This window comes from Xenorhabdus sp. BG5 (assembly GCF_015163665.1).
Lineage (GTDB): Bacteria > Pseudomonadota > Gammaproteobacteria > Enterobacterales > Enterobacteriaceae > Xenorhabdus.
The window spans coordinates 21,952-43,830 of the sequence record NZ_JADEUG010000020.1 but is presented as its reverse complement, the minus strand read 5'-3'; the positions used below and the strand labels follow the sequence as shown (position 1 = coordinate 43,830).

17 protein-coding genes are annotated in these 21,879 nt (G+C 44.7%); 8 read left to right on the top strand and 9 right to left on the bottom strand.

Annotation, left to right across the window (positions count from 1 at the left end; all coding sequences use genetic code 11):
* Positions 1–21: 21 nt before the first annotated feature.
* A complete protein-coding gene (locus IQ209_RS11730) occupies positions 22–1,005 on the bottom strand; it encodes a quinone oxidoreductase (protein WP_193851476.1) in 984 nt (327 codons plus the stop codon).
* Positions 1,006–1,187: 182 nt separating this feature from the next.
* On the opposite strand from IQ209_RS11730, the gene dnaB reads away from it, so the two are divergent.
* The 3 genes from dnaB (at position 1,188) to IQ209_RS11715 (ending at position 5,044) form a co-directional block, all read left to right on the top strand.
* Complete coding sequence (dnaB, locus tag IQ209_RS11725; RefSeq protein ID WP_193851475.1) at positions 1,188–2,597, top strand: replicative DNA helicase; 1,410 nt, start codon at positions 1,188–1,190, stop codon at positions 2,595–2,597.
* Positions 2,598–2,699: 102 nt separating this feature from the next.
* Positions 2,700–3,779, top strand: a complete 1,080-nt coding sequence (gene alr / locus IQ209_RS11720) for an alanine racemase (RefSeq protein ID WP_193851474.1) — start codon at positions 2,700–2,702, stop codon at positions 3,777–3,779.
* Between the two features lie 68 nt (positions 3,780–3,847).
* The gene (locus IQ209_RS11715) at positions 3,848–5,044 is read left to right on the top strand and encodes an amino acid aminotransferase (protein ID WP_193851473.1); all 1,197 of its coding nucleotides are present in this window, start codon (positions 3,848–3,850) and stop codon (positions 5,042–5,044) included.
* Positions 5,045–5,388: 344 nt separating this feature from the next.
* On the opposite strand, the gene IQ209_RS11710 is transcribed toward IQ209_RS11715, so the two are convergent.
* The 3 genes from IQ209_RS11710 to uvrA all read right to left on the bottom strand — a co-directional run bounded on the left by IQ209_RS11710 (position 5,389) and on the right by uvrA (position 9,211).
* Entirely contained in the window at positions 5,389–5,955 is a 567-nt protein-coding gene (locus tag IQ209_RS11710; protein ID WP_193851472.1) for a disulfide bond formation protein B, read from the bottom strand.
* Between the two features lie 12 nt (positions 5,956–5,967).
* Positions 5,968–6,126 carry a DUF5993 family protein gene (locus tag IQ209_RS11705; RefSeq protein WP_193851471.1) on the bottom strand — a complete coding sequence of 53 codons (159 nt, stop codon included), beginning with the start codon at positions 6,124–6,126 and terminating at the stop codon, positions 5,968–5,970.
* A gap of 253 nt (positions 6,127–6,379) precedes the next feature.
* Entirely contained in the window at positions 6,380–9,211 is a 2,832-nt protein-coding gene (gene uvrA, locus IQ209_RS11700; RefSeq protein ID WP_193851470.1) for an excinuclease ABC subunit UvrA, read from the bottom strand.
* A gap of 250 nt (positions 9,212–9,461) precedes the next feature.
* Between uvrA and IQ209_RS11695 the strand changes: the two genes are divergently transcribed.
* Complete coding sequence (locus tag IQ209_RS11695; protein ID WP_193851469.1) at positions 9,462–9,977, top strand: single-stranded DNA-binding protein; 516 nt, start codon at positions 9,462–9,464, stop codon at positions 9,975–9,977.
* Positions 9,978–10,086: 109 nt separating this feature from the next.
* Here the strand turns inward: IQ209_RS11695 and IQ209_RS11690 are convergent, their stop codons facing one another.
* The 4 genes from IQ209_RS11690 to IQ209_RS11675 all read right to left on the bottom strand — a co-directional run bounded on the left by IQ209_RS11690 (position 10,087) and on the right by IQ209_RS11675 (position 13,545).
* Positions 10,087–10,869 (bottom strand): aminoglycoside adenylyltransferase family protein, encoded by a 783-nt coding sequence (locus IQ209_RS11690; RefSeq protein ID WP_193851468.1) that lies wholly within the window; start codon positions 10,867–10,869, stop codon positions 10,087–10,089.
* A 204-nt stretch (positions 10,870–11,073) separates the two neighbouring features.
* On the bottom strand, positions 11,074–12,042 hold the full coding sequence (gene glk, locus IQ209_RS11685; RefSeq protein ID WP_193851467.1) for a glucokinase: 969 nt from the start codon (positions 12,040–12,042) through the stop codon (positions 11,074–11,076).
* Between the two features lie 119 nt (positions 12,043–12,161).
* On the bottom strand, positions 12,162–12,797 hold the full coding sequence (locus IQ209_RS11680; RefSeq protein ID WP_193851466.1) for an RES family NAD+ phosphorylase: 636 nt from the start codon (positions 12,795–12,797) through the stop codon (positions 12,162–12,164).
* Positions 12,790–13,545: a hypothetical protein gene (locus tag IQ209_RS11675; protein ID WP_339378876.1), complete on the bottom strand. Its 756-nt coding sequence runs from the start codon at positions 13,543–13,545 to the stop codon at positions 12,790–12,792. Before IQ209_RS11675 ends, IQ209_RS11680 begins: the two co-directional genes overlap by 8 nt.
* A 708-nt stretch (positions 13,546–14,253) precedes the next feature.
* Between IQ209_RS11675 and IQ209_RS11670 the strand changes: the two genes are divergently transcribed.
* The 3 genes from IQ209_RS11670 to IQ209_RS11660 all read left to right on the top strand — a co-directional run bounded on the left by IQ209_RS11670 (position 14,254) and on the right by IQ209_RS11660 (position 18,463).
* Entirely contained in the window at positions 14,254–15,600 is a 1,347-nt protein-coding gene (locus tag IQ209_RS11670; RefSeq protein WP_193851465.1) for an NCS2 family permease, read from the top strand.
* Between the two features lie 292 nt (positions 15,601–15,892).
* Positions 15,893–17,542 (top strand): Na+/H+ antiporter, encoded by a 1,650-nt coding sequence (locus IQ209_RS11665; protein WP_193851464.1) that lies wholly within the window; start codon positions 15,893–15,895, stop codon positions 17,540–17,542.
* Positions 17,543–17,563: 21 nt separating this feature from the next.
* Complete coding sequence (locus IQ209_RS11660) at positions 17,564–18,463, top strand: carboxylate/amino acid/amine transporter (RefSeq protein ID WP_193851463.1); 900 nt, start codon at positions 17,564–17,566, stop codon at positions 18,461–18,463.
* Here IQ209_RS11660 and metR read toward each other — a convergent pair.
* On the bottom strand, positions 18,348–19,304 hold the full coding sequence (gene metR, locus IQ209_RS11655; RefSeq protein ID WP_193851462.1) for an HTH-type transcriptional regulator MetR: 957 nt from the start codon (positions 19,302–19,304) through the stop codon (positions 18,348–18,350). The genes IQ209_RS11660 and metR overlap by 116 nt on opposite strands.
* 107 nt (positions 19,305–19,411) lie before the next feature.
* On the opposite strand from metR, the gene metE reads away from it, so the two are divergent.
* Entirely contained in the window at positions 19,412–21,691 is a 2,280-nt protein-coding gene (metE, locus tag IQ209_RS11650; protein ID WP_193851461.1) for a 5-methyltetrahydropteroyltriglutamate--homocysteine S-methyltransferase, read from the top strand.
* Positions 21,692–21,879: the final 188 nt, after the last annotated feature.

Genomic DNA, 21,879 nt, shown 5'->3' with positions numbered 1-21,879 from the left:
GCTCAGGAGTTTTGTCTGAAATTATGGAATCAATAAACTGGAACCGTGGGTTGCACGGTTTTCCAGCGTCTGGTGTGCTCTTACTGCTTCTCTTAGTGGAAATTGCTGATTTTCTGGTACATCCACATTGATTTTGCCGCTGGCAATGAAACCAAACAGTGTCTTGCTGGCTTCTGCTAACTCTTCGCGAGTAGTGATATAGCCATTAAGAGAAGGGCGGGTGAGAAACAGTGAACCTTTCTGATTGAGGATACCCAAATTCACGCCGGTTACGGGGCCTGAAGCGTTACCGAAACTGACCATCAAACCTTGTCGTTTCAGGCAATCCAGTGAATCCAGCCATGTCTCTTTGCCAACAGAATCGTATACGACACCGACTTTTTCCCCGCCAGTAATAGCCAGGACACGTTCTACAATATTCTCGCGACGATAGTTGATAGTTTGCCATGCCCCTGCTGCCTTGGCGAGTGCCGCTTTTTCGTCTGAACCTACTGTGCCAACCAATTTTGCACCCAATGCTTTTGCCCATTGGCAGGCAATCAAACCAACACCACCGGCGGCGGCATGAAATAAAGTTGTTTCTCCTGCCTGGAGCTTATGTGTCAAATTGAACAGATAGTAAACAGTCAGGCCTTTTAAAAATGACGCCGCCGCTTGTTCGAACGAAATCTCATTCGGCAACAGCGCGACTTTACTTTCAGAAACGTTGTGTATTTCACTGTAAGCCCCTAATGCTGACTGGGCATAAACCACACGATCACCGACTTTAATTGATGTCACATTGGAGCCAACTTTAGTGACAATGCCTGCGGCTTCCGTTCCCAGGCCACAGGGCAGGCAGGCTGGTGGATATAAACCACTGCGTATGTAGGTATCGATATAATTAATGCCGATAGCTTTGTTTTCGACTTGTATTTCATCGGGAGTAAGGTCAGCAGGTGTAAATTCACAATATCGGAGTACTTCTGGGCCGCCAGTGGCGGATAATTCAATGTGTTTTGCCATGGTAACTCTCTCATTATGTTATAAATATTGGGAACAGCCTCGCACGTTTGCAATGAAATGGCTGCAAATAGCGCTAATGTATCTGAAATCATCACAGACTATATATAATTACTCAAGGCTGTTTTCATGGCGTATACTGATACCCTATTTCGTTTTTTGTTTAGTGGATTGATGCGGTATACATGGCTGGAAAAAAACCAACTAACAACAGTATGGCTGAACCAAAAGATCGCCAAGTGGAAGGGCTGAAACTTCCACCACACTCTTTGGAAGCAGAGCAATCCGTGTTAGGCGGTTTGATGCTGGATAATGAACGTTGGGATAGTGTATCCGAACGGGTTACCAGCAATGACTTTTTTAGCCGACCACACAGACGTATTTTCGCTGAAATGCAGCGTTTGCTCGAAACGGGCAAACCTATCGACCTGATCACATTGTCGGAATCTCTTGAACAAAATGGCGAACTCGATAATGTCGGAGGGTTTGCCTATCTTGCTGAATTGTCGAAAAATACCCCAAGCGCGGCGAATATCAATGCTTATGCCGATATTGTCCGCGAACGTGCAGTAGTACGCGATATGATCGCGGTAGCCAATGAAATTGCCGATGCGGGATACGATCCACAAGGGCGAACCAGCGAAGAACTGTTGGATTTGGCTGAATCACGAGTATTCCAGATCGCAGAAAATCGGGCAAATAAAGACGAGGGCCCGAAAGGCATTGAACAGATCCTGGAAGAAACTGTTGAACGAATTGAACAGCTCTATCAGCGCCCGCATGATGGTGTAACAGGCGTTTCTACCGGCTATCAAGATCTGGATAAGAAAACCGCAGGATTGCAAAAATCAGATTTAGTTATCGTAGCGGCGCGTCCTTCAATGGGTAAAACGACTTTTGCGATGAACCTGTGTGAAAACGCAGCTATGATGCAGGATAAGCCTGTTTTGATTTTCAGCCTTGAGATGCCCGGCAACCAGATCATGATGCGTATGCTAGCGTCCCTGTCCCGCGTAGACCAAACACGTATTCGTACTGGTCAACTTGATGATGAGGATTGGGCACGAATTTCCAGCACAATGGGGATCTTGCTGGAAAAACGCAATATGTATATCGATGACTCATCCGGTTTGACGCCAACAGAAGTGCGTTCCCGGGCGCGCCGAGTTTTCCGCGAACACGGTGGGCTCAGTTTGATTATGATCGACTACCTGCAATTGATGCGGGTACCTTCTTTATCTGACAACCGAACACTGGAAATTGCGGAAATATCCCGCTCACTAAAAGCATTGGCAAAAGAGCTTCAAGTGCCGGTTGTTGCGCTCTCCCAGCTTAACCGTAGTTTGGAACAGCGAGCCGATAAGCGTCCGGTTAACTCCGATCTGCGTGAATCAGGCTCTATCGAACAGGATGCTGACTTGATCATGTTTATCTATCGTGACGAGGTTTATCACGATAACAGTGAACTGAAAGGTGTGGCAGAAATCATTCTTGGTAAACAGCGTAACGGCCCTATCGGCACAGTAAGGCTGACATTTAACGGTCAATGGTCACGATTCGATAATTATGCTGGTCCGAGTTACAGTGACGAATAAATCCAAGTGCCTATCGTTCGTGTTCAAATGACTTTAATAATCAACATCGAAGATAGGCTGTTATTATCAAACCTGACTGAAAAATGATAAAAAGGGGATGGAATGAAAGCGGCCACTGCTGTTATCGACCGCCGCGCTCTGCGACACAATTTGCAACAAGTGAGAGTACAAGCTCCTGATAGTAAACTTATTGCAGTTGTGAAAGCAAACGCCTATGGACATGGTTTATTAGAAACTGCGTACACAATGGAAGATGCTGATTGCTTTGGTGTCGCTCGCATTGGGGAAGCGCTTGCCCTGCGCAGTGGTGGGATTGTCAAGCCAATCTTGCTACTAGAAGGTTTTTTTGAAGCGGCTGCTCTTCCTGTTTTAGTCGTCAATCATATTGAAACCGTGGTGCATAGCCTTGAGCAGCTTGAAGCATTGGAACAGGCAGATTTGTCCCATCCGATTAAAGTATGGATGAAACTCGATACAGGAATGCACCGTCTGGGTATCCGGATCGATGAAGCAGACGCATTTTATCAACGCCTGAGCCGTTGTCGTAATATTGAGCAACCCGTTAATATTATCAGCCATTTTAGCCGTGCAGATGAGCCTACAGTTGAAACGACCCAGCAACAAATTGAACGCTTTATGGCATTTATTGCGGATAAATCTGGCGAAAAATCCATCTCTGCATCAGGGGGGATTTTATTATGGCCAAAGGCGCATTTGAACTGGGTTCGTCCCGGCATCATGATGTATGGTGCTTCGCCGATGGCAGATAAGACCGCTGCCGATTTTAATTTACTCCCTGCCATGACACTTAAATCCAGTTTAATCGCCGTCCGTAAACACAAAGCGGGTGAAGCAGTAGGATATGGAGGTACGTGGAGCAGTGAACAAGACACCTATCTTGGCGTTGTGGCAATGGGATATGGTGATGGCTATCCCCGCAGTGCACCTGTCGGTACGCCAGTATTGATCAATGGTCGGGAAGTGCCACTTGTTGGCCGTGTATCTATGGATATGATTACTGTGGATCTGGGACCAACATGCCAGGATAAAGTTGGGGATGAAGTTATCCTTTGGGGGAATGCCCTGCCAGTTGAAAAAATTGCAGCGCATTCGGGGATCAGCGCTTATGAGCTAATTACGAAACTGACCTCACGTGTTGCGATGGAATATCTAGACGAATAATCCGGGTAAGTTATATTGTCTGTTATTGCACTTTTAATAAATAACACAATAGCAGGGAGTATAACGTAATGTTCCAGAATGTTGATGCGTATGCCGGCGATCCTATCCTGTCATTAATGGAAGAATTTAAAAACGATCCTCGCGCAGAAAAAATAAATCTGGGCATCGGGCTATATTACGATGAACGGGGTATAACCCCAAAATTACAGGCTGTTGCAACTGCTGAAAAACAAATAAACGCCTTGCCACAGTCTGCTTCCCTTTACCTCCCAATGGAAGGGTTGCTTGCTTATCGCACGGCAATTCAGGAACTACTATTCGGCAAAGATCACCCACTATTAAACCAACAACGTGTTGCCACGATTCAAACACTGGGTGGCTCAGGCGCATTAAAAGTAGGGGCTGATTTTTTACACCATTATTTTCCTGATTCTGAAGTATGGTGCAGTGATCCGACGTGGGAAAACCATGCCACTATTTTTACCGGAGCAGGCATCAAAGTGAACTATTACCCTTATTTTGATGATAAAACCAAAGGGGTAAAATTTGACGAAATGCTGGCAACATTCAAGCAATTGCCGACAAAAAGTATTATTTTGATGCATCCTTGTTGCCATAACCCAACAGGTTCCGATCTCACCAATGACCAATGGGATCAGGTGGTTCAGGTTGCGAAAGAGCGGGCATTGCTTCCTTTCCTTGATATCGCTTATCAGGGATTTGCCGACGGCATGGAAGAAGATGCATACGCGATTCGCGCAATGGCCAATGCGGGGTTGCCTTGCCTGGTCAGCAACTCATTTTCGAAAATTTTCTCATTGTATGGTGAGCGTGTTGGTGGATTATCCGTTATCTGTGACGATGTAAAAGCGGCTGAACATGTCTTGGGACAATTGAAAGCGACGGTGCGCCGTATTTACTCCAGCCCACCAAATTTTGGTGCGCAGATTGTTGCCAGGGTATTGAGTAACCCTGAATTAAAAAACCAGTGGCTGGATGAAGTTGAACGGATGCGCTTGCGTATTCTGGAAATGCGGACAGTATTAGTAAATGCCCTGCAACAAGCACTACCAGAGAAAAACTTTAACCATTTACTGAAACAGCGTGGAATGTTCAGTTATACCGGATTCAGTCAGGCACAAGTTGATAGATTACGTGAAGAATTTGGCGTCTATCTGGTCGGCTCTGGCCGCGTTTGTATGGCGGGTGTGAATCATCATAACGTGCAACGTATTGCAAAAGCGTTTGCTGCGGTGAGTGAATAATTTTTTTTGTCTACGCAAAGAAAATTAGAATTACAATTGTCACCTATTCCAAGCCGTTCAGTGAACGGCTTTATAGAATATAGCTGGAGATCTTATATCCTAAATAAGGAATATCATAATGAAAGAATATGATTTTCCATTGGTTTATCTGATGCAGCTGAATTTGCTCATTTGACTCGTTCTGCCATGTCAAAATTTAGCAAAGGAATTAGGGAGATGGTTTTCCAGCACCTTATTTTCGATTGAACAGTCAAACCCGTGCCTGAAAACATTCAGTTGAAAAAAACAGAAGGTTGCTGGAATTATGCAGCCTTCTGTTTTAATGGTTTCAATATAGAGAAAGATTACTTTTGCAATAACTGATAGAACGTTGGGTTGTCATCACATTGCCCGCCACCACATTCTAATAAGGTGGAAACCAGATTGGCTGCAATTAAAAATGCGAACAATCCCATGACAATTTTGCTTAATGTTGGTGGTGTGTATCTTGCTGAATCAACATTGCCTGCTTTCAGGGGCATGATAGCTGCGATGGCAATAATAGCCAGGATAGATAGAATTGCAGCCCAGGTATAAAAATGCAGGCCGAAGAAAGTTGAACCATATCCCGTATCGCCCGGCATGATATGGAGAGAAACCTGACGCATGGCAATGAAACCAGTCACAATGCAGCCAAGTAGTGAAAGGCTATAATGGGCATTTTTTATGCCAAAATAAATATTAAACAAAAATCCAAAACCAATCATGATAATGCCTGCTCGCTGCAATAAACATAATGGGCAAGGTAGTTCAAAACGTGCTAATTGATAATAAAACGCGACTATCAAAACCACACTAATACCGAACAGACCCAGAATATTTAAGGCCATGGCAAGGTTAATATTACGCGGTGCTGACATTGTATTATTCATTACGTCCCCCAATTAGAAAGAAAGATTCAATGCATCAGTTGCATGATATTTAAACCAAAATACCGTGATAATGAATAAAGCAAACCAAAGGGTATACGTCAGCTTTTTCTTACCGGTAATGACAGTGATGATGATAATTAGCGCAATTAAGAACGGTAAAAACATATACATGTTTAATCTCCATTATAAGTTTAAAGCATATGTTATGCCATTATGACATTAATGCTTCGGCAATGTGAGTATTAATAATATTAGATCAACAATACAATACTAATTCACGAAAGATTGTTTCACCTGAATTGACTGTAAAAAAGGTTTTACTGCCCGTAGTAAATTGAATTTGATTAATAATTGGCTAGAAAATAAATAAAAACCCCCCACGGAGTGAGGGGGTTATAGATAGTTTAGTTTTAAAATTAATAAATTAATCTCGTTCAAGTATTGGCTTCAAAAAACGAGCAGTGTGAGATTTCTCACATTGAATGACTTCTTCGGGTGTTCCTGAAATCAATATTTCACCACCGCCGCTACCACCTTCAGGGCCAAGATCGACAATCCAGTCAGCCGTTTTGATCACATCCAGATTATGTTCAATAACGACAATAGTATTTCCTTGATCCCGCAATTGATGCAAAACGGACAGTAGTTGCTGAATATCCGCAAAATGCAGGCCGGTTGTTGGCTCATCAAGAATATACAGTGTCTGGCCTGTACCCCGTTTAGATAATTCCCGTGCTAGTTTTACCCGTTGTGCTTCCCCGCCAGAAAGTGTCGTTGCGGATTGCCCCAGACGAATATAGGAAAGACCGACATCTATCAAAGTTTGCAACTTGCGGGAAAGCGCAGGAACTGCGTCAAAAAACTCACGAGCCTCTTCGATGGTCATATTCAGCACTTCATTAATATTCTTGCTTTTATATTTGATTTCCAGCGTTTCTCGATTGTAACGCTTGCCCTTACATTGATCGCAAGGCACATAAACATCAGGTAAGAAATGCATCTCAACTTTAATTACGCCATCGCCCTGACAGGCTTCACAACGTCCGCCTTTAACGTTGAAACTGAAACGCCCCGGTGTATAGCCACGGGTACGGGATTCAGGAACGCCTGAGAATAACTCTCTGACAGGCGTAAATATACCCGTATAAGTGGCAGGATTTGAACGTGGGGTTCTGCCAATCGGGCTTTGGTCGATATCGATTACCTTATCAAAATGCTCAAGACCCTGGATATCAATATAAGGGGCAGGACTAATATTTGTTGCTCCGTTTAACTGACGCTGTGCAATAGGAAACAACGTATCGTTGATCAACGTTGATTTTCCGGAACCAGAAACCCCTGTGATACAAGTAAACAGGCCTACAGGCAGTTTTAATGTCACTTTTTTCAGGTTATTGCCTTTTGCGCCAATCAATTTCAGCATCTTATCTGGATTAACAGACACGCGCTGCTCTGGAATAGCAATTTGACGTTCACCACTGAGGAATTTTCCTGTGAGCGATTTTGGACTTTCCATGATAGCGGTAATTGTTCCTTCGGCAACAATCTCGCCACCATGTACGCCCGCGCCTGGTCCGATGTCAATGATATGGTCAGCCGCACGGATGGCATCTTCGTCATGTTCGACAACGATAACCGTGTTGCCCAAATTGCGCAGGTGCAGCAATGTTTCCAGCAAACGCTCATTATCTCTCTGATGCAGGCCAATGGAAGGCTCATCCAGCACATACATCACACCGACAAGGCCTGCACCAATCTGGCTCGCCAAACGGATACGCTGGGCTTCCCCACCGGAAAGCGTTTCTGCTGAACGGGAGAGCGTCAGGTAATTTAATCCAACATTAACCAAGAATTTCAGGCGATCACGGATCTCTTTCAGGACTTTTTCGGCAATTTGGGCGCGTTGTCCACTCAGTTTGATATTGTGGAAAAATGCCATCGCATGCCCAATGCTGAAATCCGAAATTTGTGGCAGCGTAGTATTTTCGATAAAGACATAACGTGCTTCCTTACGCAGTCGCGTTCCATCGCAGGAAATGCAAGATCGATTGCTGATATATTTTGCCAACTCTTCCCGTACTGCGGTGGATTCCGTCTCTTTATAGCGGCGTTCCATATTATGCAGCACACCTTCGAACGGATGGTGACGAACCGTCACATCACCACGATCATTGGTGTATTTAAATTCGATGGATTCTTTACCTGAACCGTATAAAACCACTTTCTGGATGGTTGGGCTTAACTGATTAAATGGTGTTTCGATATCGAATTTGTAGTGTTCTGCTAGTGATCTCAGCATCTGAAAGTAATAGAAGTTACGGCGATCCCAACCACGGATCGCGCCTCCGGCAAGGGAGATACTTTCATTCTGGACAACGCGTTCGGGGTCAAAAAATTGCTGAATCCCTAATCCATCACAAGTAGGGCAAGCACCAGCGGGATTGTTGAAGGAAAACAGGCGAGGCTCCAACTCGCTCATGCTATAACCACATATTGGACAGGCAAAATTAGCGGAGAAAACCAGTTCTTCGGCCTGTGTATCATCCATATTGGCAATGACGGCAGTGCCACCGGAAAGTTCCAATGCAGTTTCGAATGATTCCGCTAATCGCTGGGCGAGGTCAGCACGCACTTTAAAGCGGTCGATGACGACTTCGATAGTATGTTTTTTCTGTAATTCGAGTTTTGGTGGATCGGAAAGGTCACACACTTCGCCATCAATACGGGCGCGGATATAGCCTTGTGCAGCGAGATTATCCAGCAGCTTGGTATGTTCGCCCTTACGTTCTTTGACGACGGGAGCCAGTAACATCAGGCGTTGGCCTTCTGGCAGTGCCAAGACGTTATCTACCATCTGGCTGATCGTTTGCGCTGCCAGCGTAATATTGTGCTCAGGACAACGTGGTTCACCTACTCGTGCAAATAGCAAACGAAGATAATCGTGAATTTCAGTTATCGTTCCCACTGTAGAGCGTGGGTTATGGGAAGTAGACTTTTGTTCAATGGAAATGGCTGGGGATAGCCCCTCAATATGATCGACATCTGGTTTTTCCATCAGTGACAAAAACTGGCGGGCATAAGCAGAGAGGGATTCAACATAGCGACGTTGCCCTTCCGCATACAGGGTATCGAAAGCCAAAGATGACTTACCGGAGCCAGATAGCCCAGTAATGACTATCAGCTTGTCACGGGGAATTATTAAATTGATATTCTTAAGATTATGGGTGCGGGCGCCCCGAATTTCGATGTTATCCATATACCACTTCCCAGATTATTGATAGAGCAAAACTCATAAACGCATTATTATTGCACAAACATTGCTGAACGGATATACAGTATTTAATGGGTAATCGTGCTGTAATCATGACAATGTAAAGTACGATACGCTTCGCAAAGTATAATATAACGGCTCTCTATTTAAACTTATCCCTCGCATGGTAAACTACATTGCTTATAATTAGAGAAATCCGTTTTTAGCAAAATTCATTTCATCAGGAGTATTCCCAATGGCCAGCAGAGGCATAAACAAAGTTATTTTAGTGGGTAATTTGGGACAGGACCCAGAAGTTCGCTATATGCCGAATGGCGGTGCAGTGACCAACATTACTCTGGCAACGTCTGAGAGCTGGCGTGATAAGCAAACCGGTGAGATGAGAGAGAAAACCGAATGGCATCGTGTCGTATTTTTCGGCAAATTGGCCGAAGTTGCCGGTGAATATCTGCGCAAAGGTTCTCAGGTTTATATTGAAGGTTCTTTGCAGACCCGCAAATGGCAGGATCAGAACGGCCAAGACCGTTATACCACGGAAATTGTCGTCAATCCTATCGGTGGGGTAATGCAGATGCTGGGTAGCCGTAGTGGTGCAGCACAGGATGCGCCAGCGCAAGTCGGTTGGGGGCAACCACAACAGCCACAAGCCTCTCAGCAATTCAGTGGCGGTGCTCCATCTCGTCCAGCGCAGTCGCCTATGCCACAGAGCAATGAGCCGCCGATGGATTTCGATGATGATATTCCTTTCTGAGTGAACTAAAAAAGCAGCTTGATTCTGGTCAGAACCAGTCACAGATTTTGCGATCTGTAGTCGTTTAACTTTGATCTGGCAATTGTTTTTTGTTTCGATAATTGTCAGATCAAGTCTTAAGTTTCACACATAGATTTGTTAGCACACAATCGTGCAGCGAACTTACCGTAATTTGAAGTTCTTGCTGGCGATTTTGCCAATCTTCTTCATGCCCTTTCAAATAGGTTTCCCGCGCATCGGCTAAGACAGCGGCCTGTGTGGCTGGAAGACGCGCAGCCGCCCAATCGGCAGCAACATCCTTAGAAACAAACTCTCCCGTCACTAATGTCCGCCACATACGCGCCAGCGTTAGAAGGACATTACGTTCATCTCCCTGTAGCGTCTCAATTAAATTCGGCAGGACATCCTTAATAGCCCGATGAATATCCGAACTTGGAATAGTGGGTAGAAGATTGCTTGTGTTCGAGCCGACCAGCGGTATTGCTTCCTGCTGTGCTTGAGCCAACACTAAGGTAAGTTCTGGATCACAAACCGACTTGGGAATATTTCCCACCCCATATTCATGGCGTAGCCACTCGCCGTAAATAAATTCACACCGGGCAGGATAAAGTGATGCGCTGAGATCGGCGCGCAAGAAAACAATCAGTTCAATCGGGCGACGCCCATCAGGATCAAAAGGATATCGGCCTGATATCATCATTAAATCGGCAGCGAGAGATGCCCGAACCCCAGATGTCATCGGTTGGTCAATAACCACGAGCAAATCTACATCGCTGTGGGGGCGAAGACCACCAACCGCAGCCGAACCATGAAGGTAGACCGCGACCAGCGATTCGGCTAATCGCTTCTGAACGATCAACAATGCTTGCTTTGCTTCGGAAGGAATAGTCACTCAATAGCTCACTCATAAAATACTTATGCCAAATATTGCTCAAAATTATCACCAGCAAAGCAAACAAATAGCATGAGCATATACCAATCTCATTTCAAGATGCGTGTGATTTCTCCCCGTGAAGCGGGGAGAAATCACGTTTCATAGCGTGTTGTAAATTGCAACTTGAAGTTTAATGCGTATATATAAATATCTTGGTTCTATTTAACCAATCGCTTTACCCAGCAATTGGCGAATATAAGATCCCGCACCCAATAACCCCGGTTTGTCATGAGTAATCAGATACACTGGAATATCTTTTAAATAGTCTGTAAATCTGCCTTTGTTTTCAAATCCTTGCCGGAAACCTGATTTTTGGAAGAAATCAAGGAAACGAGGAACGATCCCACCTGCAATGTAAACACCGCCAAATGCACTAATATTCAGCGCTAAATTCCCACCAAAACGTCCTAACGCGGTACAGAAGAGTTCTAACGCTTGTTTGCAGATAGGGCAATTTCCATTCAGTGCACGGTCAGAAACATCGCGAGGGGTAAGATCTTCGGCGACTTGCCCGTTGAGTTTCATCAGGGAACGATAAATATTCACTAAACCAGGGCCGGAAAGGACTCGTTCAGCGGAGACATGTCCATGTTCTTCGCGCAGTACGCTCAACATATGATCTTCTTCCGCACTATCTGGCGCGAACTCTACGTGACCGCCTTCACCCGGTAAGCTCATCCATTGGCTGCCTGTGTGAATAAGATGTGCGACTCCTAACCCAGTCCCTGCACCATAAACCGCAATAGGGCGTTTAGTTTGAGGTTGCTTTCCACCAATCTGAATTACATCATCTGCTCCCAGAACCGGAATGGCGAGGGAAACGGCAGTAAAATCGTTAATTACCTCAAAACGTTCCCACCCCAAAGAGGCTTTCATTTGACTAACAGAAAAACGCCAACTGTGGTTGGTCATACTGATTACATCATCCGTCACCGGACAGGCAATAGCGATACTGCCATATTTGACTTCACAGTTCTGCTGTTTCAAATATTGGCGGATAACAATTTCAAGTGATTCATAATGCGCACAGGGATAGAATTCGACCGCGCTCAATTGCCCAGTATCTACATCACATAATGCCAGACGTGCATTTGTACCGCCGATATCACCTACCAGGGCATAAGTTGTCATTGTTTATCTCCTTAATTCTTACAGAAATCCTAATGAATCAGTCAAAAGTCGAATTGAGGGGATTTTACACAAGGTCAGGCTTAAAGGCCGCATAAAAATGTGTCGATATGGTGCAGGAATCAGATAATATCTTGATTATTATAGGTTATAAGGCCCATTTCATCTGCCAGAAAATCTACGGCTTTGATAACTGAGTTAGAAGACCAGAGTGGTTGTGATTCAATAGATACTGCCAGTTGATTTTTTTTAAGCCGATCACCGAATAGCATTATCGCCTTATCACCATGTTGTTTTGATGCCCACGTTATCGCCTGAGCAGATGGATTATCGCGGTAAATTTGGCTTGCGAGTTCTTGGGTATGGGGATAACTGTCGGCTTCGGAAAGCAAAACATCTTTTGGTTCATAGCCCCACTTGCGTAATACTCGCATATTGATATCTACCATAATGAGATCGATATTAGGGATCAGCTGGCTGTAGACAAGCGGAGCTAATTTACCCAGGTCGAAAGGCAGATTATTGCTTCCTGTTGGCACGTCATGATAAATGGTTTCCATGACTGCAACGGAAATGTTCTCACCACCATAAATTGTGGGGATAGGTTCACCTTGCTCATTTTTGCAGGGGCTGAATCGTGTGTTCCCTTTTCCCGGATTAAACTCAGCGCCTTTGTATGCTTGGTGATGAATACGTTCAATTGGGTGTTGGGCTTTCCAGATCCCCATTTTGACAGATTTGCCAAGGGAATTATCCATGCCACGGTCCTTCAGCTTCCTGCTTTGCTGCATTCAACACATCATTTGGGCGGTTTATCAAAACGTCTTTCGGTTTTTCTTTTCCTAACCATGAATTAGGCGTATTAAACCAAATTGCTATGCCCCAGGAAGTTTTTTTTCCATCAAAAACTTCAATGATATTTTTGAGAATGGGGATAGGTAATCCTCCTTCATCCAGTGCATACTGCGGGTATAAGTCTTTTCCCTTGACTGAAACAGCGAAGATTTTTTTAGCTTTTTTCCAGCGATTGGGCGTTGCACTAGGATTAAGCAACGAAAAACCGGCAGATTGGCTGAGCTTACATGCAGGGAGCCAGTTTGATTCTTCGAGTATTGAATTTTTCAACGCTTCAATCCGATCTTTTCGGTTTGATGTTCTCCAGGAATCTTTTTGGTTTTCTTCACGCAAATCATCTGGATGGACATAAAGTTCTGGATTGCTCATCTTAGGCGCAGATTTACCGGATGGAGTGCTGCGTTTTATGGAGGTCGCTGTATTTAGTGCACTTAACAGGGCAATACGAAGATCCCTGACATCAAGATCTCTGGCTGTTTCTTCGGGTAATTCAACAACTAAAAAACGATCTGCTTCGTTAGGCGGAATTTCAGTGACATGAATATGCTCAATATGTTCTTGTTGATGCGAAAGAACATCAAGAAGGGAAACGTAACCTAAGCTGAGCGTTTTTTCTTTTACTCTGCTTTTTCTTGCTACTTTAGTACTCACTCTAGACCCCCTTATCCCTATTTGCATAGGACGTATACCCGTTAGCTTTCGCTCAATCAATGATGAAACATGACTGGGGAATTGTTCCTTTGACATTGAGCTGTAACTTGAAAGACTTGGGTATGGATAATAGATATTGTTGATATGGTTTATATCAATTATATTGCAGATTCGCACAAAATATAGACAATTGCAATATTTCCTATGTCAAAATATTCTTATCCTCAATCAATAGTATCATCAGAAAGTTGGGCAAAAACTGTTTAAGGCACATTATACCAATCTAACTTCAAGATGCGTGAGATTTCTCCCCGTGAAGCGGGGAGAAATCAGGTTTCATATCGTGTTGTAAATTGCAACTTGAAGTTTAATGCGTATATACATATCTTCATCATTATTGGGCAAATAGGCATCAATGTTAACCAACTACCCTGTAAATATACAGAATATAGAGCATGAGTCTTATCATCTTCGATGTGATTATCGCTTGATTCTTATCCCTGATTCACTGGATAATCATCTGCTTCAAATTTTCTCACTTTTTCTTTACCCAAAAAGCCAAACGATTGCGCAAGCGAATGGTTGAATTCATGAATGCAGCACTGATTTTTATTATCTTGTGACGTAATCGTTTTCGTTTGAAGAGGTGAAGAAATAGGAAGAGAGCTTTTTAAAGCGATATATTTTTAACAGAAGCAGGGGAAAAACATGTCTGGTATGCAGGCACCAACTCAATGCAAACTCGATAGGTATTTTAAGATTACTGAACGCGGATCGACGGTACGTCAGGAAGTTCTCGCTGGATTAACGACGTTTTTGGCGATGGTCTATTCCGTTATTGTGGTACCAGGGATGCTTGGGCAAGCCGGATTTCCTCATACCGCCGTGTTTATTTCTGTTTGTTTGGTAACCGGTATCGGTTCGTTATTGATGGGGTTGTGGGTTAATTTGCCAATGGCGATTGGTTGTGCGATCTCGTTGACGGCATTTACCGCATTTAGCCTGGTATTAGGGCAACAGGTCAGCATTCCAGTGGCTCTCGGTGCGGTTTTCCTGATGGGATGTTTGTTTACGTTAATTTCAGTAACGGGTGTGCGAGCGTGGATTTTACGCAATATGCCAATGGGTATTGCACATGGAACGGGTATTGGCATCGGGTTGTTTTTATTGTTGATTGCAGCCAATGGCGTTGGTCTGGTGGTGAAGAACCCAAATGCTGGCTTGCCTGTGTCCTTTGGTTCATTGACGTCATTTCCCGTGGTGATGACGTTATTGGGGCTGGCAGGCATTATCGGTCTGGAGCGGAAGAAGGTGCCGGGCGGTATCTTGCTGATGATTATCGCAATTTCTATTATCGGCTTGATTTTTGATCCAGCCGTTAAATATCAAGGATTCTTTAAATTTCCTACATTGGGGGAAGATGGCCTATCCCTGATGTTCAGTATGGATATTATGGGTGCTTTACAGCCTATTGTATTACCCAGTGTTTTGGCGCTGGTAATGACAGCTATATTTGATGCAACGGGTACGATCCGGGCTGTGGCAGGGCAAGCAAATTTATTGGATAAGAGAGGCCAGATTATCAATGGCGGCAAGGCGCTGACAGCAGATTCTGTCAGTAGTATTTTTGCTGGGGTTATCGGTTCTTCTCCCGCAGCGGTTTATATTGAGTCTGCCGCAGGAACCGCTGCGGGTGGTAAAACAGGTTTAACAGCTTCCGTTGTTGGTATTTTATTCCTGTTGATTTTATTCCTGTCTCCGCTGTCGTATTTAGTGCCTGGTTATGCTACGGCTCCTGCCTTGATGTATGTCGGATTACTGATGCTGAGCAATGTGCGAAAGCTGAATTTTGATGATTTTGTTGACGCAATGTCAGGCTTACTGTGTGCGGTATTTATTGTGCTGACTTGTAATATCGTCACAGGCATTATGCTGGGTTTTAGTACACTGGTTGTTGGGCGTATTTTTTCGGGTGAATGGCGTAAATTGAATATTGGTACGATTATACTTGCCATTGTATTAGTGGTCTTTTATGCCGGCAATTGGGCTATCTAATTAAAATAGGATGCGTAAACGACAAAGAGTTGCGCATCCCTTCTATATTATTCCATTCCACAGTTAATCATATTGCACGCCAGATATATTCTAAAATGCGCTAATTTTTCAACACACTCAAGCCGATAAGCATAAAATAGAAAAATGAATCAATATTTATTGATTCACAATGTGATTGCTTTTTGATTTTCTTTAATAACTGTAATATTTATGGTTATTAGCGCTATTATTAACAATAAAAAACAGTCACAATCTTTCCACTGACGGATTTTTGGCAATTTGTAAGGGTAACATGGAAATATTCTTTACTATCTTGATCTTGATTTTGGTGGTGTCAGTTTCTGGTGTTCTTACTAAAATGATTCCGTTCCGTATCCCCTTGCCGATAGTGCAAATAGCAATGGGAGCGTTGCTGGCCTGGCCTCATTTTGGTTTACACGTTACTTTCGATCCTGAGCTCTTCCTCGTATTACTTATCCCTCCTTTGTTATTTGTTGATGGTTGGAAAACACCGACCAGAGAGTTTTTCCAGCATGGGCGTGAAATCGTCATTTTAGTTTTAGTATTGGTATTAGTGACGGTTATTGGCATCGGCTATTTGATCTATTGGTTATTGCCAAGTATTCCTCTTATCGCTGCTTTTGCATTGGCGGCAGTATTATCCCCAACAGATGCGGTAGCATTGTCATCAATTGTTGGAAAAGGGCGTATTCCTAAAAATATGATGAGCGTGCTGGAAGGGGAGGCATTAATGAATGATGCTTCCGGTCTGGTGGCTCTGAAATTTGCTGTGGCGATTGCCATGGGCACGATGGTATTTACTGTCACTGGCGCAACAGTGGAGTTTTTCAAGGTTGCGATTGGTGGTTTGTTGTCGGGTATCGCCATCACATGGTTATACAGTAAATCACTACGCTTGATGAGTCGCTGGAGCGGGGATGATCCTGCAACTCAAATCATGTTTATGATGTTGTTGCCGTTCGCTTCCTATATGATTGCTGAGCATATCGGTGTATCAGGGATTCTGGCTGCGGTTTCCGCAGGTATGACTATCAGTAAGGCCGGCGTTATCCGCAACGCACCACTGGACATGCGTCTGCGTGCCGATAATGTATGGGGAATGCTGGCCTTTGTCTTCAATGGACTGGTGTTTATCATGCTGGGGCTGCAATTGCCGGGCATCTGGGAAACATCGGTAGCTCAGGCTGAGCTTGACCCAAATGTTGAAACCTGGATGTTGTTCGCTGCCGTTGGCGTCATTTACGTTGCACTGGTATTACTGCGATTCAGTTGGTTATGGCTGATGAAAAATATCAGCAAAGTGTTGATAAAGAAAAAACCGCTCCAGTTTGCCTCCTATACAACCCGTGAGTTGTGGTTGGCTTCATTTGCGGGTGTTCGTGGGGCAATTACGCTGGCAGGCGCACTGTCTGTGCCACTGTTCTTGCCGGATGGTGACCCGTTCCCGGCACGTTATCAGTTGATTTTCATTGCTGCGGGCGTGATTCTGTTCTCTCTCTTTGTCGGGGTTATCGGTTTACCTTTGCTGCTACGTGGCATGAAAGTTGGCGATAAACTGGCAGATCTCAATGAAATCAGGATGGCAAAATCAGCGATGGCTGAAGTTGCTATTGTCAGTATGAATAAGATGGAAGAGCGTCTGTCGGCCAGCACTGAAGAAAAACTGGATGCAGAAGTCATTAGTGAAGTTGCTTCTCGTGTTACCGGTTATTTGCGGCGCCGTACCGCGGGAACGGATGAAATCGAGCATAACCTGATGGTTGAAGATTTGGAACGTCGTTTCCGTTTGACGGCATTAAGGGCTGAACGCGGGGAGTTATATCACCTGCGTGCAACCCGTAAAATTAGTAATGAAACACTACAAACGTTGCTGCATGATCTTGATTTGCTAGAAGCGCTTTTAGTGGAGAAAGATCAATAAAAGGTAAAAGATCAATAAATTATGTGGCTGTTAACGATCACAACATTTTTGTGGGCCGCCTCATTTAGCCTGATTGGCGCTTATCTCGCTGGTCAGGTTGATAGCTGGTTTTCGGTTCTTGTCAGGGTAATGTTGGCAGCGATGGTATTTTTACCCTTTTTGCGCTGGCGTGGGTTATCTCTGAAAGTTATTTCACTGTATATGGCTGTCGGTGCCTGTCAGCTTGGTGTGATGTATTTGTTTGTATTTCATGCCTATCATTACCTGACTGTGGCAGAATTTTTGCTGTTTACCATCATGACGCCGCTCTATGTCACATTAATTTATGATCTGATGGGGCGTCAGCGATTGCGCTGGGGTTATGCCTTGAGTTCTTTATTGGCAGTGGCTGGTGCAGCGATTATTCGTTATGACCAATTGAGTGAATCTTTCTGGATTGGCTTGCTGTTAGTGCAATTGGCAAATATTTTCTTTGCGATTGGTCAGGTCGGTTATAAGCGCTTGATGGAGATCCATCCCATTCCACAACGAGTGGCATTTTCATGGTTTTATCTGGGCGCTTGTGTTGTCGCCATCATTGGCTGGCTCATGTTTGGTGATCCGCAAAAATTGCCAACAACTCAGCTACAGTGGGGCGTTTTGCTTTGGCTGGGTGTTGGGGCGTCGGGGATTGGCTACTTTATGTGGAACTATGGTGCCACCCAAGTGGATGCCGGAACACTGGCAATTATGAATAATATGTTGGTTCCGGCGGGGTTATTGGTCAATTTTGCAATTTGGCAGCAGCATCCTAACTGGCTGAGCTTTACCATTGGAGGCAGCCTGATTGTTGCGTCGCTTTGGGTGCATCACCGTTGGATACTGAAACCCGTTTCACCAACGGCAAATTGTCCACCGCGTGCTGGCGCGCAGAACGAATAAAGGTATCGATAGCGGGTTGGCGCTGCTCCCCTTCTCGGCTGGCAGCGTACAATCTGCTCCATAATCCCTCTCCTAATGTTTGGGTTACAACCAACCCTTGTCTTTCGAATGTTTCCACGGCCCAGTGTGGTAACGCGGCAATACCCAATCGGGCGGCAACCATCTGAATCAGCAGTAGCGTATTGTCGACCGTTTTTAATGTCGGCGTAATTTCCGCTGGTTGGAGAAAGCGTCGCCAGATATCAAGCCGTTGGCGCTGGACCGGATAAATCAGTAAAGTTTCAGCGGCAAGATCTTGTGGGCGAATATCGTGTTTACTTGCCAGTGGATGATCCGGTGCGATCACCAGCTTCACTTCATAATCAAACAGCGGCGTATAGTGCAGGTTACTGTCTGCAATAATGTCAGATGTCAGGACAATATCCAGCTCGCGTTTTTGCAGGGCAGGTTGAGGATCAAATGTCACACCGGATTTAAAATCCACATTAACCTGTGGCCAGCTTTCACGAAAACGCCTAAGTGCTGGTGTCAGCCATTGAATACAGCTATGGCACTCAATGGCAATGCGTAAGTTTGTCTCTTCCGGCTCATGGCATTGACGTAAGGAAGCGGTCACCAAGGGCAAGACTTGCTCTGCCAACTTTAATAACACTTCTCCTTGAGGCGTTAACTTCAAGGGTTGGCTTTTACGAATGAATAACTTAAATCCCAGCCGATGTTCTAATTCACTGAACTGATGAGAGAGGGCAGATTGCGTTTGATGCAAATAATTTGCTGTCGCGGCGAGTGAGCCGCAATGGTTCAGTGCTTGTAGTGTTTTTAAGTGTTTTAGTTCGATCATGAAAAACCTTCAAGATGATAATGAATAATTTGCGCTTGTGGTTTATACATTACCTGTTGATTATAGAAGTGTAAACATCTAGACGGCTAAAAATTACGGGTGACGACATGACGGTTTTGAATCATACATTAGGTTTTCCACGTATCGGATTGAAAAGAGAGCTAAAAAAGGCGCAAGAAAACTATTGGGCGGGCAAAATTTCTCAACAGGAATTGCTGGAGACAGGTCGTGAATTACGTGCACGTCACTGGCAACAACAAAAAGAAGCGGGCGTTGATTTAGTCCCTGTGGGTGATTTTGCCTGGTATGACCAAGTATTGACCACTAGCCTGTTATTGGGCAATGTTCCACCACGTCATCAAAATGAAGATGGCAATATTGATCTGGATACACTGTTCCGTATCGCTCGTGGTCGAGCACCAACAGGTACACCTGCGGCCGCTTCGGAAATGACTAAATGGTTTAATACAAATTATCATTATATCGTGCCTGAATTTCAGGAAGGGCAGGCGTTTAAACTGGGTTGGACTCAATTGTTGGACGAAGTTGATGAAGCTCTGGCATTGGGGCACAACGTAAAACCTGTTCTGTTGGGACCTGTGACCTATTTATGGCTCGGTAAGGTAAAAGGCAAAGTTTTTGATCGCTTGTCTCTATTAAAAGATATCCTGCCGGTATACCAGCAAGTTCTGGCAGAACTGGCAAAACGTGGCATTGAATGGGTACAGATTGATGAACCGGCTCTTGTACTGGAATTGCCAGAAGAATGGCTGGCGGCATTCTCAACGGCTTATCAAGCACTTGAGGGTCAGGTGAAATTGTTGCTGACGACCTATTTCGATAGCATCGATCACAATCTGGAGACAATCAAATCGCTGCCAGTGCAAGGATTACATGTTGATTTGGTTGCAGGAAGGGATTCTCTTGAGAATTTGGATAAATCTCTGCCGGAAGATTGGTTGCTTTCATTGGGGGTAATTAACGGCCGCAATGTTTGGCGAGCCGATTTGAGTGAGAAATATCAGCTTGTCTCACCATGGGTTGGTAAGAGAAATGTGTGGATCGGCACTTCCTGTTCATTGCTTCATAGCCCCATTGACCTGAATGATGAAACGGGGTTGGATGAAGAAGTGAAAAGCTGGTTTGCCTTTGCATTGCAAAAATGTGCGGAACTTTCTTTGTTGTCGCAGGCATTGAATGTGCCAGAAGGCAATAAACAGGCTGAACTGGATGCCTACAGTGCCCCAATTCGCGCCCGTCGCAGTTCCGCAAGGGTGAATAATCCAGCGGTCGCTGGGCGCATTGCGGCAATTAAGCCACAGGATAGTGAACGTAATCAGGTATATCCTGAACGTGCTAAACTCCAGCGTCAACGTTATAACTTACCGCTGTGGCCAACAACAACCATAGGTTCATTCCCGCAAACAACGGAAATTCGTAGCCTGCGTCTCGATTTCAAAAAAGGTCGGGTGGATAGTACGCACTACCGAGCCAATATCAGTGAACATATTAAACAGGCGATCCAAGAGCAGGAGCGTTTGGGATTGGATGTCTTGGTACACGGTGAAGCTGAACGTAACGACATGGTGGAATATTTCGGTGAACACTTTGACGGTTATGTCTTTACCCAAAATGGTTGGGTGCAGAGTTACGGCTCCCGTTGCGTGAAACCCCCGGTAATCATTGGCGATATTAGCCGTCCAGAGGCGATAACAGTAAATTGGGCGACATATGCACAATCCTTGACTGATAAGCCAGTCAAAGGCATGTTGACGGGGCCTGTGACCATTCTCTGTTGGTCATTCCCAAGGGAAGATATTAGTCGTGAAACCATCGCTAAACAGATCGCACTGGCTTTGCGTGATGAAGTTGATGATTTGCAGAAGGCAGGCATTGGCATTATCCAGATTGATGAACCTGCATTGCGTGAAGGCTTGCCACTGCGCAGAGAAGAGTGGCAGGAATATCTGGAATGGGCGGTGGATGCTTTCAAACTGAGCGCAGCCATTGCGAAAGATGATACCCAAATCCATACTCATATGTGTTATTGCGAGTTCAATGACATCATGCCGTCCATTGCAGCGCTGGATGCGGATGTGATCACCATTGAAACCTCGCGCTCGGATATGGAATTGCTGGATTCATTCGAAGATTTTTCTTATCCGAATGAGATAGGGCCTGGTGTGTATGACATTCACTCACCAAACGTCCCCAGCGTTGAATGGATTGAGGCATTGTTACGCAAAGCGGCTGATCGTATTCCGGTCGAGCGTTTGTGGGTGAACCCGGACTGTGGCTTGAAAACGCGCGGTTGGACAGAAACCAGACAAGCATTGGCAAACATGGTTGAAGCAGCAAAACGCTTGCGCTCTTCGTTAAATAGTTAGTTTAAAATTTGATCGGCCAGTTTCAATTAAAATAAACGGAAAATATCCGCCACAGACAGGATCCTGTCTGTGGCGGGTGAAAAAGTCATTCCCTTTCTTCCAATTGCAATTTTCCTTCCTTGTCACTGAGTTTTTCAGGCACTTTTTCGCTGTTCCTAAATTACCCTTGGAAAAAATCGATTTCTGAT

What these genes read in the sequence shown, in the direction of transcription:
- IQ209_RS11730 (WP_193851476.1), bottom strand. Translation starts at nt 1,005, where the DNA reads ATGGCAAAACACATTGAATTATCCGCCACTGGCGGCCCAGAAGTACTC.
- IQ209_RS11680 (WP_193851466.1), bottom strand. Translation starts at nt 12,797, where the DNA reads ATGGATAATTCCCTTGGCAAATCTGTCAAAATGGGGATCTGGAAAGCC.
- alr (WP_193851474.1), top strand. Translation starts at nt 2,700, where the DNA reads ATGAAAGCGGCCACTGCTGTTATCGACCGCCGCGCTCTGCGACACAAT.
- IQ209_RS11710 (WP_193851472.1), bottom strand. Translation starts at nt 5,955, where the DNA reads ATGAATAATACAATGTCAGCACCGCGTAATATTAACCTTGCCATGGCC.
- IQ209_RS11665 (WP_193851464.1), top strand. Translation starts at nt 15,893, where the DNA reads ATGGAAATATTCTTTACTATCTTGATCTTGATTTTGGTGGTGTCAGTT.
- uvrA (WP_193851470.1), bottom strand. Translation starts at nt 9,211, where the DNA reads ATGGATAACATCGAAATTCGGGGCGCCCGCACCCATAATCTTAAGAAT.
- metE (WP_193851461.1), top strand. Translation starts at nt 19,412, where the DNA reads ATGACGGTTTTGAATCATACATTAGGTTTTCCACGTATCGGATTGAAA.
- IQ209_RS11660 (WP_193851463.1), top strand. Translation starts at nt 17,564, where the DNA reads ATGTGGCTGTTAACGATCACAACATTTTTGTGGGCCGCCTCATTTAGC.
- metR (WP_193851462.1), bottom strand. Translation starts at nt 19,304, where the DNA reads ATGATCGAACTAAAACACTTAAAAACACTACAAGCACTGAACCATTGC.
- IQ209_RS11695 (WP_193851469.1), top strand. Translation starts at nt 9,462, where the DNA reads ATGGCCAGCAGAGGCATAAACAAAGTTATTTTAGTGGGTAATTTGGGA.
- glk (WP_193851467.1), bottom strand. Translation starts at nt 12,042, where the DNA reads ATGACAACTTATGCCCTGGTAGGTGATATCGGCGGTACAAATGCACGT.
- IQ209_RS11670 (WP_193851465.1), top strand. Translation starts at nt 14,254, where the DNA reads ATGTCTGGTATGCAGGCACCAACTCAATGCAAACTCGATAGGTATTTT.
- IQ209_RS11715 (WP_193851473.1), top strand. Translation starts at nt 3,848, where the DNA reads ATGTTCCAGAATGTTGATGCGTATGCCGGCGATCCTATCCTGTCATTA.
- IQ209_RS11705 (WP_193851471.1), bottom strand. Translation starts at nt 6,126, where the DNA reads ATGTATATGTTTTTACCGTTCTTAATTGCGCTAATTATCATCATCACT.
- dnaB (WP_193851475.1), top strand. Translation starts at nt 1,188, where the DNA reads ATGGCTGGAAAAAAACCAACTAACAACAGTATGGCTGAACCAAAAGAT.